The 15,907-nt window shown below is 63.1% G+C and carries 16 protein-coding genes; 4 read left to right on the forward strand and 12 right to left on the reverse strand.

The annotated features are described in order from the left end of the window. Together RI03_RS19725 and RI03_RS19730 are read right to left on the reverse strand one after the other, a co-directional pair. On the reverse strand, positions 1–266 hold a 266-nt coding region (locus RI03_RS19725; protein WP_026046908.1), incomplete at its 3' end, for a helix-turn-helix domain-containing protein. Positions 267–272: 6 nt separating this feature from the next. Further along, entirely contained in the window at positions 273–662 is a 390-nt protein-coding gene (locus tag RI03_RS19730; protein ID WP_010219431.1) for a response regulator, read from the reverse strand. Between RI03_RS19730 and RI03_RS22425 the strand changes: the two genes are divergently transcribed. Next, on the forward strand, positions 661–1,053 hold the full coding sequence (locus RI03_RS22425; protein ID WP_010219432.1) for a response regulator: 393 nt from the start codon (positions 661–663) through the stop codon (positions 1,051–1,053). The genes RI03_RS19730 and RI03_RS22425 overlap by 2 nt on opposite strands. Before the next feature lie 315 nt (positions 1,054–1,368). After that, a complete protein-coding gene (locus RI03_RS24205) occupies positions 1,369–1,533 on the forward strand; it encodes a hypothetical protein (protein ID WP_170318428.1) in 165 nt (54 codons plus the stop codon). An 894-nt stretch (positions 1,534–2,427) separates the two neighbouring features. On the opposite strand, the gene RI03_RS19740 is transcribed toward RI03_RS24205, so the two are convergent. The 10 genes from RI03_RS19740 to RI03_RS19785 form a co-directional block, all read right to left on the reverse strand. Further along, entirely contained in the window at positions 2,428–3,846 is a 1,419-nt protein-coding gene (locus RI03_RS19740; protein ID WP_010219434.1) for a carbohydrate porin, read from the reverse strand. 117 nt (positions 3,847–3,963) lie between these two features. Then, positions 3,964–5,499: an FGGY-family carbohydrate kinase gene (locus tag RI03_RS19745; RefSeq protein WP_010219436.1), complete on the reverse strand. Its 1,536-nt coding sequence runs from the start codon at positions 5,497–5,499 to the stop codon at positions 3,964–3,966. Further along, positions 5,496–6,569, reverse strand: a complete 1,074-nt coding sequence (locus RI03_RS19750) for an alcohol dehydrogenase catalytic domain-containing protein (protein ID WP_026046900.1) — start codon at positions 6,567–6,569, stop codon at positions 5,496–5,498. Before RI03_RS19750 ends, RI03_RS19745 begins: the two co-directional genes overlap by 4 nt. Positions 6,570–6,577: 8 nt before the next feature. Further along, a complete protein-coding gene (locus tag RI03_RS19755; protein WP_081504296.1) occupies positions 6,578–7,558 on the reverse strand; it encodes an ABC transporter permease in 981 nt (326 codons plus the stop codon). Continuing rightward, positions 7,545–9,050, reverse strand: coding sequence for a sugar ABC transporter ATP-binding protein (locus tag RI03_RS19760; protein ID WP_010219441.1), 1,506 nt, complete (start codon positions 9,048–9,050; stop codon positions 7,545–7,547). The genes RI03_RS19755 and RI03_RS19760 overlap by 14 nt, the downstream gene beginning before the upstream one ends. A 9-nt stretch (positions 9,051–9,059) precedes the next feature. Next, a complete protein-coding gene (locus RI03_RS19765) occupies positions 9,060–10,088 on the reverse strand; it encodes an ABC transporter substrate-binding protein (protein WP_238542467.1) in 1,029 nt (342 codons plus the stop codon). Then, entirely contained in the window at positions 10,076–10,987 is a 912-nt protein-coding gene (locus tag RI03_RS19770; protein ID WP_010219443.1) for an AraC family transcriptional regulator, read from the reverse strand. Before RI03_RS19770 ends, RI03_RS19765 begins: the two co-directional genes overlap by 13 nt. An 800-nt stretch (positions 10,988–11,787) precedes the next feature. Further along, complete coding sequence (locus RI03_RS19775; protein WP_010219444.1) at positions 11,788–12,159, reverse strand: hypothetical protein; 372 nt, start codon at positions 12,157–12,159, stop codon at positions 11,788–11,790. A gap of 192 nt (positions 12,160–12,351) precedes the next feature. Further along, a complete protein-coding gene (locus RI03_RS19780; protein ID WP_010219445.1) occupies positions 12,352–12,969 on the reverse strand; it encodes an FMN-dependent NADH-azoreductase in 618 nt (205 codons plus the stop codon). Between the two features lie 19 nt (positions 12,970–12,988). Further along, positions 12,989–13,783, reverse strand: coding sequence for a DODA-type extradiol aromatic ring-opening family dioxygenase (locus tag RI03_RS19785; RefSeq protein ID WP_010219446.1), 795 nt, complete (start codon positions 13,781–13,783; stop codon positions 12,989–12,991). A gap of 74 nt (positions 13,784–13,857) precedes the next feature. Here RI03_RS19785 and RI03_RS19790 point away from each other — a divergent pair, with 74 nt between their 5' ends. Further along, positions 13,858–14,757 carry a LysR family transcriptional regulator gene (locus RI03_RS19790; protein ID WP_026046901.1) on the forward strand — a complete coding sequence of 300 codons (900 nt, stop codon included), beginning with the start codon at positions 13,858–13,860 and terminating at the stop codon, positions 14,755–14,757. Positions 14,758–14,903: 146 nt separating this feature from the next. Then, positions 14,904–15,398, forward strand: a complete 495-nt coding sequence (locus tag RI03_RS19795; RefSeq protein WP_138995766.1) for a hypothetical protein — start codon at positions 14,904–14,906, stop codon at positions 15,396–15,398. The last annotated feature ends 509 nt before the right edge of the window (positions 15,399–15,907 follow it).

Consider the following 15,907-nt stretch of genomic DNA (forward strand, 5'->3'; position numbering starts at 1 on the left):
GGACCGGGGGCTTTGCCGTCGAGCAAGCCGTCGGGCCCGCTGGTATTGAAGCGCAGCACCCAGTCTCGAACCGTCTGCAAACCAACGCCGCCGACCTGTGCCGCCGCGTGCCGCGCACCACCATCGTAAATCACCGCCAGCGCCAGCAGCCGCCGGACCTGATTGGCGTCACCGCTCAAACGCGCCAACCTTCGAAGACCAGACCCGTCGAAATCGTCCCTTAGCCCAACCGCTGATGCCACCGCCAACCTCCCACCGTTTGCGATGTTGAATCAGATCATGACCGACTTGGGAATCCCCGGCGCTGAGTCACTCCGACTTGGATAAGGCAATAATTCGATTTCGAGTTGACGTATTGTGAAGGGCTTACATAGGTACCGGATACCTTCCTGCAATCCATTAGGCTTTGGATTACCGGACATCAGCACGATAGTGGCAGGCATCTGCATCGTGTCGCTGACTATAAATTCGACGCCTGACAGGCCAGCGCCTAGGTCGTCGTCGCAAAGCAGCACGTCGACATCTCCGCCAGCAAGCCAAGCACGTGCTGCGTCGACCGAAGCGGCTTCGATGACGGACATGCCTAGCTCGCGCGCAAGGCACGCGATCATCTGACGGACTATCGCATTATCATCTACAATCAATAATTTAGCAGTAGCCATGCTCACCGTCCTCGGTTCAGTATGTGTCTCAAAGGCTTTGGGGACGCAGACGATGTCTCGTGACCGTTCAGTTATTCTCGTCGTCGATGATGAGGAGAGGATACGAAAGTTGATCGGCGAGCAGCTGGAGGATGAAGGCTACGAGGTGATGTTGGCGGCTAACGGCGACGACGCCTTCGAGATACTGCAAGGTACGTCCCGCATAGATCTGATTGTGACCGATGTGAGAATGCCTGGCGCAATGAATGGTTTCGACTTGATCGAAAGGGCGCTCGCCAGCCGTCCCGACCTTCGGACGATTATCATGTCGGGTTACACAGGCGAGACACCAACGTCGGGGCTTGCCGACCGTTTTTCAGAAGCCATTCACTTTGAGGTCTCTCGAAACTGAAGTGAAAACCTCTTAGCTGCCTGAGACGATTGCTACGGGGAGTCGCGGCACGAAAGTGAGTTTTTCGTAAACTAGTACGCCTTAACGGCTGGGTTTGGCGGCTTGCAGAAAGTCCGCTTCTCCCCATATTGACGCTGGAGCGGGCCGTTGAACCGCACCGCTAATCGAAGACGAGATGAGCGGGAGTCCCGTATCGATGATAAGATACTTCACAGTCTCGCGAGATTATCGCGACGCACGAAGCTAGTAGCTGACGAGTGGCGTCGGATGGCTTTAGGCCGCCTACAACGAGCCGGATATTCAGCGCCTGCTAAGTTGGATGATCGCCCGACGCACTCGGTCCATGGCAAGCGCGCCATCGACATCATTCGCGGCAATTTTGGAGTTCACCTGGAACGACGCCTCATCAGCCGCTCGCTCAGCGAAGCGATTGATCATTTCGGATGCTCGCGCACGCACTGCGATATCGTTTTTGGCTGACACGAACGAATCAACCAAGGTCTTTTGGTGACGTTCCGATCCTAGCAGTGCTTTGCGGTGGGCGGAGGCATCAGCGTGGCCAACTGGCCCTGCGGTCGATCTGTCTTAGGAATATTGCTAGAGGCGTCCGTGAGGCTTCACGCCTCGGATACCGCGATCCCAACGAACGAGCCGCCTTCGGGGCCGTCGCATCCGGCATCCCTGACGATCGGCGATCTGGGTTTGAACGTCCGTCTCGCGAACACGCTGGGCGCGGCATCGCCGGCCGGACGGGGCGGGGAAGTATTGGACGATGGCGCTCATCCGCTCCGGTCCAAGCTCCGCGCCCGCGATCTCAAAGAGCTTGCGGAAGCCCGGCAAGAGGCGAGGGCCTAACCATAGACGGGAACGTCTATGCAAGATCTGGCGCTCCATAGTCGCGGACGTCTATATTTCCTCGAGGAATATCGGGCTGGCATGATTTGACCTGGCTGTTGGCCTCGGCGTGTCCTTGGCGTTCAATCGGGGGGCGTTGCGGGGGGCTGTGCCCTGCTGAGAAGGTAGAGCAAGACGCCGATCGACGGCTCGATCGTAGGGACAGACTTCTCCCCCAAACTATTTTCGGGACCGATTTGGAATTGGGTTTTCTCGGATTAAAGGCGGTCAACTGGGCCTATCAGGCGGTCATCGCGAACATGCCTCCCCATGATACCTACATCGAAACGCACTTGGGCTCGGGCGTCGTTATGTTGCGGAAACTGTGGATCGGCGCCGATTGGGCCCCCAGCTACGTAAGGCTTCGACGCAGCCTCAATAACTTGGGGAGATTTTACCGGGGTCCCGGTTTTTGGCGCCGATCCACATCTCCGAGCCACCTCCTTTGACCGGAATGCCGCTCGCGACAGCTTGCGGAGGCTAGAACGTGATCACGTTCTTGAGTCCGAGAATTACCGCGTCCTTGTTTGCCGCCGTTCCGCCAGGGTGCCTGACGTATTGGACGTTGGGTCGGATCGCGATCGCCTTGCCGATGTTGAGGCTGTAATACACCTCGACCGGGATCTCCGACCGCTGGACCGGCGCGGCAAGGTTGAAGGTGGCGTTGCGCAGCAGCTGCGCCTGCCGCAGGACGTCGCTAACACGCGAGCGCCCGACCGCGATGCCGATCTCGTCGAACGGACGACTCGCGAAGGCACCTACGTAGAAGAGGCCGACGTTGATCACCTGGTTCACCGCGACGACGCGGTGGTCCGTCTGCACGAAGTTCGCGAACGCCGTCAGTCCTCTGGACGAGCCGTCCCGTCCGCCAGTGAGCTGCTGCTGAGCCTGCAGCCAATATCCGAAATAGCCCTTGTGCGTCAGCGGACTGGTGCCAGTGACGACCTGGGGCAGCCCGTTGGCGTCGAGGAACAGGTCGCTCCGTCGGGCACTAGAATACCAGAACCCGCCCTTGAACGTGCCTGGAAGTCCCGCCGGGCCCAGCTTGGGCGTCCAGGCGAGTTCGGTCATTGTGTCGGAACCGATCGAGCGCGACGTGTTGAAGCTGAAGCCGCCGGACTTGTCGGCGAGCTTCGTGTTGATGTCGTAGACGCCCACCTTGAGCGACACGTCCTTGGCGAGCTTCAGCTTCGCCCGGACGGCCCATTGGCTAACCGGATAGGCGAAGAAGTTGTCGCCGGCGATGTGGTCGGGTGTGAAGTAGCAGAAGGTGAGGTTCTGGAACTTGCACGAGAACGCGACGAAGTCGTCGCCGATGTCCAGACGGCCGCCCTTGACGTTCAAGGTGCCTCCGAACAGGTCCTGCGCGTAGGATAGTTCCGATATGCGAGCGACGTTTCCGCGGCCGAAAATCTCCTGCACCTCCTGCAGCGTTCCGAGCTGCGCGATGTCGCTCAGGTTCTTGCCGTTGCGGTCGCTGATGTTCAGGGTGAAGACGCCGCCGGTGAGCCCGGCGAGCTTGCCCATGTCGGCCTTGACGGCGAACGACAGCTGGTCCGCGTAGGCGACCTTCTCGCTCGTGCCGCCTGCCGGATTGTAGGCCACCTCGTTGACCAGCCCGAACGACAGGCTGACGCCCCGGGCGGCGAGGCTGTTTCGGATGCCACCGAGATCGCCCATCAGATAGTCCGACTGCGGGAACGGCTGCTCGCCTTCCGGCACGCGCGCGGGTGCCGCCGGGGCCGGCAGGTCCTGGACGGGAGAGAGACTCTGGTCCCCCGGGGCTTTGTCACGCGTCTGCGGGGCGGAGGCGGTCGGCGCGACGGTCTGCGCCACGGCGGGCATGGTCGCGCTAACCGCAAGCACCGCCGCCGTCATCGTCATGAGTTCGCGTATCATATCGGGTTTTCCTTCCTGTCGACGACCGGCACGCGAATGCGCTCGCCACCGCGGGGCTTTGCGGCGTCGGTCTATCGTTATGTTTCTGGCTGCCCCGTGGAGGTTGGCGGGCCGGACTCAGCCGTCGGGCAGGTGGAGCGCGTGCATGCTCGGCTTGAGCGACGGATACAGGCCGCGGTAGATCTCAAACTGCCTGTTGTAGGTCTCGACCGCTGATGCGTCAGGCGTCGCGCGGTCGTCGAGAGCGTGCCAGCGGGCGTGGCCAAGCGACTGCAGACCGATGCCCAGAGCGGCGAGACGACCGGCGCCGAGCGCCGCCTCCACGTTCTGCGCGATGGAGCGGATGGGTCGGTTGGTGACGTCTGCGATGATCTGTAGCCACGTGTCCGAGCGCGCCGCGCCGCCGACGACCGTCAGTGCCTCTTCCAGCGTGCCGACAGCGTCCGCGCCGGCCAACATGTTGTGCCGCAGGGCGAACGCCACGCCTTCGAGCACGGCGCGGTACATGTGCGCTCGCGTGTGGAAGAGGCTCAGACCCACGAACGAGCCGCTGGCGCGCGCGTCCCAGATCGGACTGCGCTCTCCCATGAGGTAGGGGAGGAAGACCAGCCCGTCGGACCCCGGCCGGATCTCGGCGGCGGCGGCGTCGAGCGCGGCGAGCGAGGCGGGATGGTCGGGCACGTCGCAGCACTGCGCCTTGAACCAGGTGACTGCGGCCCCTGCCGTGATCGCGCCTCCGAACGCGTAGAGGTCTCGATCCGCGTTGACGACGTTGGGGAAGCTGACGAGGCCGTGACGGGCGTCGATGGACGGGGTCACCGCACCCCAGCACATGCTCGTGCCGATCATCGCGACATGGTGTCCAGGTTCGGTCGCGCCGGCCGCGAAGGTCGCCACCGCCGCGTCCACGCCGCCCGCGACCACGGGCATCCCCTCGGCCAGACCCAGTTCGGAAGCCCATCGGGCCGAAAGCCCGCCCACAACTTCGGCGGATCCCACAAGCCGCTCTGGCAGCTTGTCCCGCCGGATGCCGAGCGCGGCCAGCATCTCCGCGGACCACGTCCGCGCAGCCAGGTCGTAGATGCCGCCGATGTTGCCGGCCGACGAGTGGTCGACGGCCGTAGCGCCGGTCATGGCCCTGATCACGTAGGCGTTCGGAGGAAGGAGCTGATGGGTCCTCGCCCAGACGTCCGGCCGCTCGTCCCTAAGCCAGAGCATCTTCGTGAAGCCGTAGTAGCTGTCGACGCCGTTGCCGGTGATCGCCTTCAGCCGGTCCATGTCGATGTCGCGCCGGACCGAAGCGACCTGCGTCTCCGCGCGCCGATCCATCCAGATCAGGCAGGGATGGATCGGTTCGCCGTTCGCGTCGACGGGAACTCCGGACCCTCCGTAAAGGCTGCTGACGCACAGGGCGGCGATGTCCGCAGGACGCAGGCCTGGCACTTTCGCGCGAGCCCGCTCGACGGCGCCCGCGACCGCGTCGCGAACCGCAGCGAGCCAGACCGTCGCGTCCTGCTCCGCCCAGAGCGGGCGCGGTGTCGAGGGTGCGTAGCCGATGTCGTGGCCGGACACGACCTGACCGGACGCGTCGAGGACCAGCGCCTTGGTGCTCTGGGTGCCGATGTCGACGCCGATGACATAGGTGTCGCTCATGTCGACGGGCTCAGCACGACCTTGATCGACTCCAGGGAGTCGGCGACCGCGATGGCTTCCGCCCATTGGATCAGAGGAAACCTGTGCGTGACGATGCCGTTGGACGTGATCAGGCCGCGTGAGAGCAGGTCGATCGCGATCGGATAGCAGTAGGGGCCCAAATGCGCGCCGCGGACGTCGAGCTCCTTCCGGTCCCCGATGATCGACCAATCGACCGTGGTGTCGCTCCCGAACACGGAGAACTCCACGAACCGGCCGAGGCGGCGGATGAGGTTTAGTCCCTGCACGACGCCGGCAGGCGATCCGGTCGCCTCTATGTAGACGTCGCAGCCGTAACCGTCCGTCAGCCCGTGCACGATCGCGAGTGCGTCGTCCGTCGCGGGGTTGATGACGACGTCGGCGCCGAACGTGGTCGCGAGCGCCAGCCGTTCTGGGACCATGTCGATAACCACCAGCTTGCGCGGGGTCTGGAGCCTTGCCGCCTGCACCATCATCAGGCCGATCGGTCCCGCGCCGGCGATCACGACGACGTCCTCGAAGCCGATCGTTCCGCGCCGGACGGTGTGGAGCGCGCAGGCGAGCGGCTCGATGATCACCGCGTCGTCGTCCGGAATTTCGGCCGGGATGAGGTGCACGCGCGACGTTCGCGGCAGGCGCATGAACTGCGCCATCCCACCGTCGGCCACCAGGCGTTGGAAGCCGAAGATGTTGTGGACCTCGCACATCCAATATTGGCCGGAGCGGCAGTAGCGGCAGCGTTCGCACGGCACGATCTGCTCGGCGATCACTCGGTCGCCGACGGCGACGCCGAAGTGTTCGCCGGCACCTTCGCCGAGCTCGTCCACCACGCCGAAGAACTCGTGGCCGGGTACGACTGGCGCCTTCACCCAGGGATCGTCTCCCCAGAACATCTTCGCCCCCGACCAGCATTTGCAGTCGCTCGCGCAGATGCCGCAGGCCGTCACGCGGATGACGAACTCAAGCGCGCCCGCCGTGGGATGGGCGATCTCTTCGACGCGGTAATCCTTCGGGCCGTGGCAGACGACCGCCGTCATGGTTTTCTGTGTCATTGGGATTCCTAGCGACGCTCGCGGCCGATGTAGATCGCGAGAAGGATGATGAGGCCCTTGGCGACGGTCTGGATGTACGGGTTGACCCCCATCATGTTCAGGCCGTTGTTCAGGACTCCGAGGAGGAGGGCGCCGATCAGGGTTCCGGCCAGCGAACCGCGCCCACCGGCGATCGAAGTGCCGCCGAGGACGACGGCAGCGATCGCGTCGAGTTCGAACCCTTCGCCTGCGTTCGGCTGGCCGCTCATGAGGCGTGATGTGAGGACCAACCCTGCGAGCGCCGCCGTGAGGCCACTGAGCGTGTAGATCACGAGCTTGGTCCGGGGCACGCGTATGCCAGAGAGGCGCGCGGCCTGCTCGTTGCCGCCGAGCGCGTAGACGTGACGTCCGAACGGCGTCCGTCCCAGCACGAAGACCCCGAGCGCGTAGACTAGGATCATGATCAGGACCGGCGTGGCAAGCCCGATGACGGAGCCGTTGCCGATCCAGCGCATCCATTCGGGCAGCCCGGCGATCGGATAGCCGCCGGTGTAGAGCAGCGCGAGACCACGGCAGATCCCCATGGTCGCCAGGGTCACGATGATCGGCGGCATTCCGAGCCGCGCCACGCAGGTGCCGTTGCCCAGACCGACGAGTAGGCCGATGCCGAGCCCCGCGGGGATCGCGACGATTCCGGGCTGACCGCCGGACAGCAGACCGGCCGTCACGGTGCCGGCAAGCGCCATCACCGCGCCGACCGAGAGGTCGATGCCTCCGGTCAGGATCACGAAGGTCATGCCGACGGCGATGAGCGCGTTGATCGATACCTGCCGCAGGATGTTCGCGATGTTGTCCGCCGACAGGAAGGTGGAACTGGCCAGGGACATCACCACGCAGACGACGAGAAGCCCGGCGAGCGCGTACAGCGTGGGCGAGGGTGAGGTAAGGCTTCGCAGCAGGCCAGGGACGCCTGTGCCGGGCGTGAAAGCTGTGCGGTTAGGCTGCGACATGCCGCGCCTCCGCTGTCGCATGAAGCATGATCGTCTCGGGCGAGAGCTCCGAGGATTCCAATGTCGCCATGATGCTGCCTTGTGAGAAGACCGCAACGCGGTCGCATAGCCCGACGATCTCGCCGATCTCGGATGAGATGAGCACGATCGCGTAGCCTTTGGAGGTCAGCTCCCGCAGGAGCCGGTAGATCTCGAACTTGGCGCCTACGTCGATGCCTCGGGTAGGCTCGTCGAAGAAGAGGATCCGCGCGTTCTGGTTGAGCCAGCGACCGATGACGACCTTCTGCTGGTTGCCGCCTGAGAGGTTCTCGACCCGTGCGAAAGGTCCGGACGCCTTGATCGAGAGGCTGTCCATCATCGCCCGCGTGGCCTGATCCTCGCGACCGCGGTCGATAAGGAGGCCGCGTGTCGCATAGTGGCGCTCGTTGCCAAGCGACATGTTGTCCCGGACCGAGAAGCTGGTCACCAGCCCTTGGGTCTTCCGGTCCTCCGGAAGCATTCCGATGCCTACGGACAGGGCTTCGGCCGGACTCGCGATCTTCGCCTCGTGACCATCGACGACGATCCGCTTCCGATGTGCGTCGAGGGCGCCGACGACGGCGAGTGCGGTCTCGGTCCGCCCCGAACCAACCAGGCCCGCGAAGCCGAAGATCTCTCCCCGACGGACGGTGAACGAATTGACGGGCGAGCGTGCGGTGAGTTGCAGATCCTCGACCGAGAGAAGCACCTCGCCGGCGGTGCCGGCGCGCGGAGGGAAGCTCGTCTCCAGCCGCCGTCCGATCATGAGCGACACCAGGTCATCGATGCCGGTCGCGACGACCTCGCGGTGGCCCGCCACGGCGCCGTCGCGCATGACCGTGACCCGATCGCATATCTCGAAGATCTCGTGCAGGTGGTGCGAGATGAAGATGACCGCGACACCCTGGGCCTTCAGCGTCCGGACGGTGGCGAAGAAGTGCTCGGTGTCCGCCGGCGTCAATGTCGCGGTAGGCTCGTCGAGGACCAGGATGCGGGCATCGAGCGCCAGCGCCTTCGCGATCTCGACGAACTGCTGCTGTGCGACGCTCAGGCGTCGGACCTCGACGCCGAGATCCATCGAGACGCCGAGCCGTTCGAAAAGTTCGGTCGCTCGGCGCTTCATCGCCGGCCTGTCGAGTGCGCCGCGGCGCACCTTCTCCCTACCGAGGAAGATGTTGTCGACAGCGTTGAGCTGGGGGATCAGGCTGAATTCCTGGAACACGGTCCCGACGCCCGCCGCGACCGCGTCGCCGTAGCCAGCGAAGCGTCGTTCGAGCCCGTCGATCACGACGGTTCCGGCGTCAGGCTGGTGGATCCCCGATAGGATCTTCATCAGCGTGGACTTCCCCGCGCCGTTCTCGCCGAGCAGCGCATGGACCTCGCCGACCTCGACCTGGAGATCGATGTCCCGGAGGGCGGGCACGCCGGCGAAGGCCTTGCTGATGGACGTGAGTTGAAGCGCGGGGGTGGTCATCGCGTCATATCACCAGTGGAAGGTCTTGGCTTGGGCGGCATCGACGAGCTTGACGTCGAGCGGGACCTCCTTCGGAACGGTGGCACCCCACTTCTTGGCGAGCGCCATGGCGAGCCCGATGCGCACCATGTCGCCCGGGAACTGGGCCGCGGTCACGATGAACTTGGAGTTTGGCTTCGCGATCGCCTGCACTGCCTCTGGCGCACCGTCGACCGAGCTGAGCTTGATGTCCTTGCCGCTCGCGTCGATCGCCGAGAGGACGCCCATCGAGCCGCCGTCGTTGACGCTGAAGATCCCCTTGAGGTTGGGGTGCGACTGAATCATGTTCTCGGAGACCGACAGCGCCACGTCGCGTTCCTGCTTGCCGTTCTGTGTCTCCACCAGCTTCACGCCGGGGAATTTGCCGAGCGCTTCCTTGCAGCCCCGGACGCGCTCCAGGATGGGTACGACGGCGATGCCGTCCAGGATCGCCACCTCGCCCTGTCCGCCGATGGCCTTCGCCATGTATTCGCACGAGATGCGTCCGGCATCGAAGTTCTTGGAGCCGACGAATGCATCGACCGGCCCTGCGGCATTGGCGTCGACCGCCACCACCGGCAGTCCGGCGGCATGCGCTGCTTGGATGGCGGACTGGATGCCGGCCGAATCCGTCGGATTGACGAGCAGAACGTCGACCTTCTGCTGGATCATGTCCTCGACGTCGCTGATCTGCTTGGTAACGTCGTGCTTGGCGTCGGTCACGACGACGGTCGCCCCGACGGTTCCGGCGGCGTCTTCGAGCGCCTTGCGCATCGTGACGAAGTACGGATTGTTCAGCTCCTGGAAGGACATGCCGATCTTGAGCGGCTTGCCCGTCTTCCGTTCCGGCTGACTGCCGGGACTCTGCTGCGAGCAGCCGCCAAGCGCCGACGCCATCAGCGCCCCGGCGGAAATGCCGAACGCGATCCGCGTCGAGCTACGATTTACGATACCCATGATCATCCTCCCTGTTGTCGCCGGTCGGTTCGTCGCCGGCAGATTGATAGTCAGCTGGCCCACTCGGGCTCGGCGGCGTTCTCGCGCCGCAGCTTGCGGTATTCGCGCGGACACATTCCGGTCATCGCGCGGAACCGGCGGTTGAAGTTTGACAGGTTCTGGAAGCCGACGTCGAAGCAGACTTCGATGATCGGCCGCTCGTCGTGCGCCAGCATTTCTCGCGCTCGGTTGATTCGCATCTCGGTAACGTAGGAGACGAAATTGCTCCCAGTCGCGCGCTGGAAATGACGTGAGAACGTACTCGCCGACATGCCCGTCAGCGCAGCCAGATCGCCTTCGCGCAACTCTTCCACAAGGTTGACCGCGATGTGATCGAGAATGAAGTTCATGGGCTGCGCCATGAGACCCTTCGGATCGCGCTGGTAGCTGACGCTCGCGAGCAGACGGTGGTCGGATGACCGGCTGAGCACGTCCATCAGATCGAAGAACGCGCCGAGGCGACCCGGTCCCGACGCATTCAAAAGGCGCCGGAAGACAGGCTCTACCTGGGAACTTGTGCCTGAGGCAAACCGGATCCCCCGCGCGGCGTCCGTGAGGATGCCGCGCATCGCGTCAGTCTCAGGAAAGAGCGCGAGGAACCGGTCAGCAAAATCTTGGGAGAACTGCAGGACGAGCCCACGTTCGGGTATGACGGTCCCGGGTGCGACGTCGCTCAGCCAGTTGTGCGGGACGTCGGGCCCGGTCAAGACGAGATCTCCAGGAGCGAACGGGCCGATGTAATCGCCGACGAACGCGCGGCCGGTCGTCGCCGTCACTAGATGAAGCTCATATTCCGGGTGAAAGTGCCAGCGCACCGTCTTATAGGGGTAGCCGTGCGCCCAGGCTTTGAAGGACTGACTCGTCGAGACGGCAACGACCTCGAGATCGGGTTGGGACGCAACCGTTGCGGGCTGGGCGACCATTAGTTGGTGACCCTCGTTTTGTCGCACGCGCCTGTCCCGAACTTGTCGCTCACGTTCACGAGCCTCTCCCTTGGCGAGCCGGATCTCTCTCCCGCTTCTGCATTGGGACAGTTACGCCTTGATCTTACCCATCCTCTACTGCCCTCTTTGAGCCGCACCGATACTTTTTTGCAGTCCGGTAGCTGCTGATGGCCTCGCCCGGAACGAACGCGTCAGCGCTCGCTGCGGGGACAGTCTGCTCCTATTCCTTGCCCGGAATATGGTTCAGCACCGTCTCTTAACCTCGCAGTCTGATCCAGACGGTATCTGTCTGCCGACAGCATTACGATCTCCGCTGAAGTGGGCAAGGTCCTCGACGTGATACCGGGCACACCGACTACGGGTCGATCTACTCCAGTCTTTAGAAACGCTGATTTCGGACCGCCGAAGGTGTTTACCGCTTTCGAACAGGCTAGATCATCATGGACACGCGGACTGACCTCTATATTTTCCGTGTCGACGCACGTCGGTCAAAATGGATTTCCTCGCGCCGGCTGGATTTTTGTTTGCGGCCTCGGTTCTGTCGCGCATGTAGCGCATGATTGCGGACATTCTTCAGCGGTTGTGCGGGGGAACAATCATCACGGACCAAAGCGGTGAAAGCAAGAGCGGAATCCATCAAGCCGAAACGCCGAACACGCTATACGGGCTCCCAAAAGCGTTCCCAGTATTTTGCCTAGTGGTTGCCGAACAAGCGGTTATTCGCGGAACCGCGGCTATCTTGCGAGCGATCTTACAGACAAAGACGGGCAGCTACTGCGCTATGCATTCAAATGCCGCAGCTGCTTGAACATGTCCGTGTAGCTGGAGAACACGCCATCTACATAATATGCGAGTAGGGGCGTGTCGGAGTGCGCGTGATCCGCGGTCGATGCGAACCGTTCGATAAGATGATCGGTGCCTGTAGCGAGCTTACCGGCTTCGAACTCCACCGCCGGAAACGTCGCGGTCTGGGTCTGCCCTACGGCTTCCATCCGCGCTCGCAGCTGCAGATGAGTCTCGTCGCCGTCGTCGAAGACGATGTATTCTGCGTCTGGCGCAATACGAGACTCCGTCAGGAAGATTCTGAGCTTGAGGCAGAACGGGCAGTTGCGCTTCAGGTATATCGTGGGTTTCGTCGAAGCTGCGGTCACGGGATTGTCCTTTGTCGATGGTTACATTGGCCGACTGAAGCAACAGTTGGAGCCCGGTCAGAGGCATGGGTCTGCGGCAAGCCGAAGGGTGGCCGGCCCGGAGTTTAATGACGTTTCTGGCGCGGACGCTCCATGCACGGCAGGATACGCACGAAGTGTCCGATCGTTTTGGAGGTCCCAAGACGGTCTGGGTCAGGCGCCAGCCGCTATGGCGATCTCGGGTTCGAGGGTTGCGACGAACCCGTCCATCGTCCGCTCGCCCATGTCGACGACCTTAGCTCCGCCTCCCGCAACGATCGTCACGTCGGTGATGCCTATTACGCCGAGAATGAGCCGCAGATACTGGGCGGCAATGTCGCGGTCGCGGATCGGAGATCCTTCGGTGTAGACGCCTCCGGACGCGATCAGCACGGTTGCCTTTTTGCCGGTGACGAGGCCGCTGCCGTCAAACCCGAGGGTCAGGCCCTTGCGGACGATGTGGTCTACCCAGGCCTTCAGCGCGGCGGGCACGTTGTAGTTGTACACGGGCGTTGCGATGACGAGGTGGTCGGTGGCCAGGATCTCGCCGACGAACTCGTCGGAAAGGCGTAGCGCCTCCTTCATCTCGGGCGAGTGCATCTCTGTGGGCGTGAAGTAGGCCTGAAGCCATGGCGCGGTGACGAACGGCAGATCGGTGGTCATGAGGTCGCGTTCGACCACCTGGCCGCCAACATGGGCGGCCTGCCAGTCGGCCACGAAACGACGGGTCATGGTGCGCGAGATGGATTGCGCGCCACGCGGACTGGTTTCGACAACGAGAAGTTGGGTCATTTGTAGTTCTCCTGATAAATTAACCGAAGCGGAAGCCGGAGATCGGCTTGCCAAGAGCGTAGCCATGGAAAGCGATGTGTCCGGCCTCGCCGGACGCGGCGCCGGCCGCCACCATCAGCGGCAGCAGGTGGTCCTCGTGCGGCTGGGCCTGCCGCGCCCCGGGCGCCTGCGCCCATTCGGCCAGCGAACGATCGCGCGTTTCGCCCGTCACCATCGCCCGGCGCAACCAGTCGTCGAAGGCCTCCGCTTGGGGATCGGCTCCGCCGTCCCCGCCCATGAAGCCCCTCATGTTGTGGTAGGTCTGGCCGCTGCCCACGATCAGCACGCCCTCGTCGCGCAGCGGCTTCAAGGCGCGTCCGATCGCGACATGCCGGGCGGGATCGAGCCCGTGCTGCAGGGAAAGCTGAACCGTAGGGATGTCCGCAGCGGGGAACATTACCTTGAGAGGCACGAACACGCCGTGGTCCCAGCCACGCGACCTGTCCGCCCTGCTCTCGATCCCCGCTTGCCCGAGCAACTCGAGGACGCGCAACGCCAAGTCCGGAGAGCCGGGAGCCGGCCAGGTCAGCTGGTAGGTGTGGGCTGGAAAGCCGCTGTAATCGAAGAGAAGCTGCGGCGCGGCGCCGGCGTTCACCGTCAGGCACTGCTCCTCCCAGTGGCCCGATATCACGAGGATCGCGCGCGGTGCCTCCTCCAGCGTGCCGGAGAAGCCGCGAAGGTAGTCCTCCAGCTCGGTCCAGGTATCCCGCATTGGGCCCGGATCAAGGAAGAAGCAGGGACCACCGCCGTGGTTGATAAAGAATGTCGGTTGCATTTGACCGATGTAGGCAGCTGAGCCACAGCTTGGGAGCGATCAATTTCCGATCGTTTCCATCGGCGGAGGTGATAGTGCTTGGTAATCTTAGCCTCGACCAGCTCCGTGTACTTGTCGCCATCGCGGATACCGGGAGCTTCTCCGCCGCAGGTCGCGACCTGAGGCGCGTGCAGTCGGCGATCAGCCAGTCGGTCGCGACGCTCGAGGCGATTCAGGGCGTGGCGCTGTTCGACCGCAGCGGCCACAAGCCGCAGCTGACGGCAGTCGGTCGCGTGCTCGTGGACCAGGCGAGGATGGTGCTGGCGAGCGCCGCCCGCTTCGAGTCGGTTGCGGCAGGCACCCGGAACGGCCTTGAACCCGAACTCGCACTGGCGATCGATCCTCTCGTGCCCACCGCGCCGCTGATCGAAAGCCTCAGCGCGCTCAGCGACACCTTCCCGCACCTTCCGGTCACCTTCTCAACGGAAGGTTTAGGCGGCTCGCTCCGGCGCCTACGCAGCGGATCCACCGCGCTCGCGATCTGCCTGCTCTTGCCCGACATCCCCGACGACATCGCCGCTTACCCGCTGCTCCGGATCGCGATGCAGCCGGTGGTCGGGTCAGAGCATCCCCTGGCATCGCTCGGACGTCCCGCCACGCGCGGCGATCTCGAACCCCACGTCCAACTAGTGCTGTCCGACCCGGTGGATCCCGGCGGGCCGGCCTACGGAGTTGCAGGAGCGCGTCTCTGGCGCTTCGTCGACCTTGGTCGACGGCTCGACTTCCTGCTTGCGGGGTTCGGCTGGTGCCGAATGCCCGGTCACCTCGTCTCGGCTCACGTCGCGGAAGGACGATTGGTCGGGTTGGATATCGAGAACGACTCAACACCTCGCGAGGGACTCACGATCTATGCAGCACACCGGCGGGACCGCGCGCTAGGTCCCGCCGGGCGCTGGCTGCTAGACAGGCTGCGGCAGCGCCTATCGTCGCCGTGAACACCGCATTTGGCCATGCGGCTTATCGCTACTCGCCACCGCGGCGGGGGATGGGCTGAATGAGGGGTTTTGGGGGTAGATCGGCGCCCCGGAGTCCAACCTGTATCGTCATCGACCTTATTCCGGATGGATACCAGTTGGTCAAAATGAAGGAGTTCATTCTCGATCAGCTGGCCTTCGGTGCTCGGAAGGAGGTCATCGCCGCCTTCTGGGAGTACGTCCTCTGGTTGGAAATCGCCTGCAAGATAATCGAGAAGGATAAGGTCAGGGCTTATCGGGATTCAAGGCTCACTGCAGGCTTCCAGAAGCTGGAGAGCGCCTTCATCCGCCTTTTTGAGACGGCGCGAAGGCGTGCCGTCACCTTCAATCGGGAGTCGATAACTGAGGACGACTACTTCGCAGCACTCAACGAGCTGGGGTGGCAAGTCCTTGAGGACCTTGATCGCGAGATTGTTGATCTTCGACCCAAGGGATTGGAGCTGCTGTTCGAGTTGCTTTCCCAGAGCGACGGATTAACGCCTGAGAAGTTTAGGTACTTCTGCGGGAAGAGCATCAATAATGCCGACGACATCAATCGCCTGCTCGACATCATGATCTGGGGCGGAAGCATCGGCGTGATTGAGGGCGGTGTCACGCGGTAAATATTTAATACCGGATACAAGCGGCAGTACCTTCCCGCGAAGATGAAGCCGAACCCTCGGATTGAACTGGTGCTCCATCCGACCCTCATGGCGGCGATCCTCTGACCTCATAACCGCGTCCGTGCCGCATTCCTTACGCAGAAGGCGGCGTATCAGAGATCGAATATCGTGACTTCGCTAAACAAAATCAGATCCATGAGGCATTGGCAATTGAGCGGCCTTGCAGGTATAGAGGGCACCGCATTTTCTAATACTTTGCGCTTAGCGAATGTTACGGCAGAATACTTGTTGGGTTTGTTCGGCACGTTGGTGATGAGTTGATAAGCGCCAAGCTTTCGCTGGCGGATGGCAGCTAACCGCCGTTCCTAGGTCGCACAAGGAGCAAATTCAGCCGTTGGAAAGCTGCTGTTTCACAGATGAATGAATGGCCGGAAGTCGAACGTGGGAAAGGGCGCTCGAATGTCCACAAGTGGGTCGTCGCGGCGGTCGATCAACCTCGCCGCCCGAAG

The organism is Sphingomonas sp. PAMC 26621, assembly GCF_000251145.1.
GTDB lineage: Bacteria > Pseudomonadota > Alphaproteobacteria > Sphingomonadales > Sphingomonadaceae > Sphingomonas.

Coding starts and splice junctions, on each gene's coding strand:
- RI03_RS22425 (WP_010219432.1), top strand. CDS start 661: ATGCTCACCGTCCTCGGTTCAGTATGTGTCTCAAAGGCTTTGGGGACG.
- RI03_RS19730 (WP_010219431.1), bottom strand. CDS start 662: ATGGCTACTGCTAAATTATTGATTGTAGATGATAATGCGATAGTCCGT.
- RI03_RS19740 (WP_010219434.1), bottom strand. CDS start 3,846: ATGATACGCGAACTCATGACGATGACGGCGGCGGTGCTTGCGGTTAGC.
- RI03_RS19745 (WP_010219436.1), bottom strand. CDS start 5,499: ATGAGCGACACCTATGTCATCGGCGTCGACATCGGCACCCAGAGCACC.
- RI03_RS19750 (WP_026046900.1), bottom strand. CDS start 6,569: ATGACACAGAAAACCATGACGGCGGTCGTCTGCCACGGCCCGAAGGAT.
- RI03_RS19755 (WP_081504296.1), bottom strand. CDS start 7,558: ATGTCGCAGCCTAACCGCACAGCTTTCACGCCCGGCACAGGCGTCCCT.
- RI03_RS19760 (WP_010219441.1), bottom strand. CDS start 9,050: ATGACCACCCCCGCGCTTCAACTCACGTCCATCAGCAAGGCCTTCGCC.
- RI03_RS19770 (WP_010219443.1), bottom strand. CDS start 10,987: ATGGTCGCCCAGCCCGCAACGGTTGCGTCCCAACCCGATCTCGAGGTC.
- RI03_RS19780 (WP_010219445.1), bottom strand. CDS start 12,969: ATGACCCAACTTCTCGTTGTCGAAACCAGTCCGCGTGGCGCGCAATCC.
- RI03_RS19785 (WP_010219446.1), bottom strand. CDS start 13,783: ATGCAACCGACATTCTTTATCAACCACGGCGGTGGTCCCTGCTTCTTC.
- RI03_RS19795 (WP_138995766.1), top strand. CDS start 14,904: ATGAAGGAGTTCATTCTCGATCAGCTGGCCTTCGGTGCTCGGAAGGAG.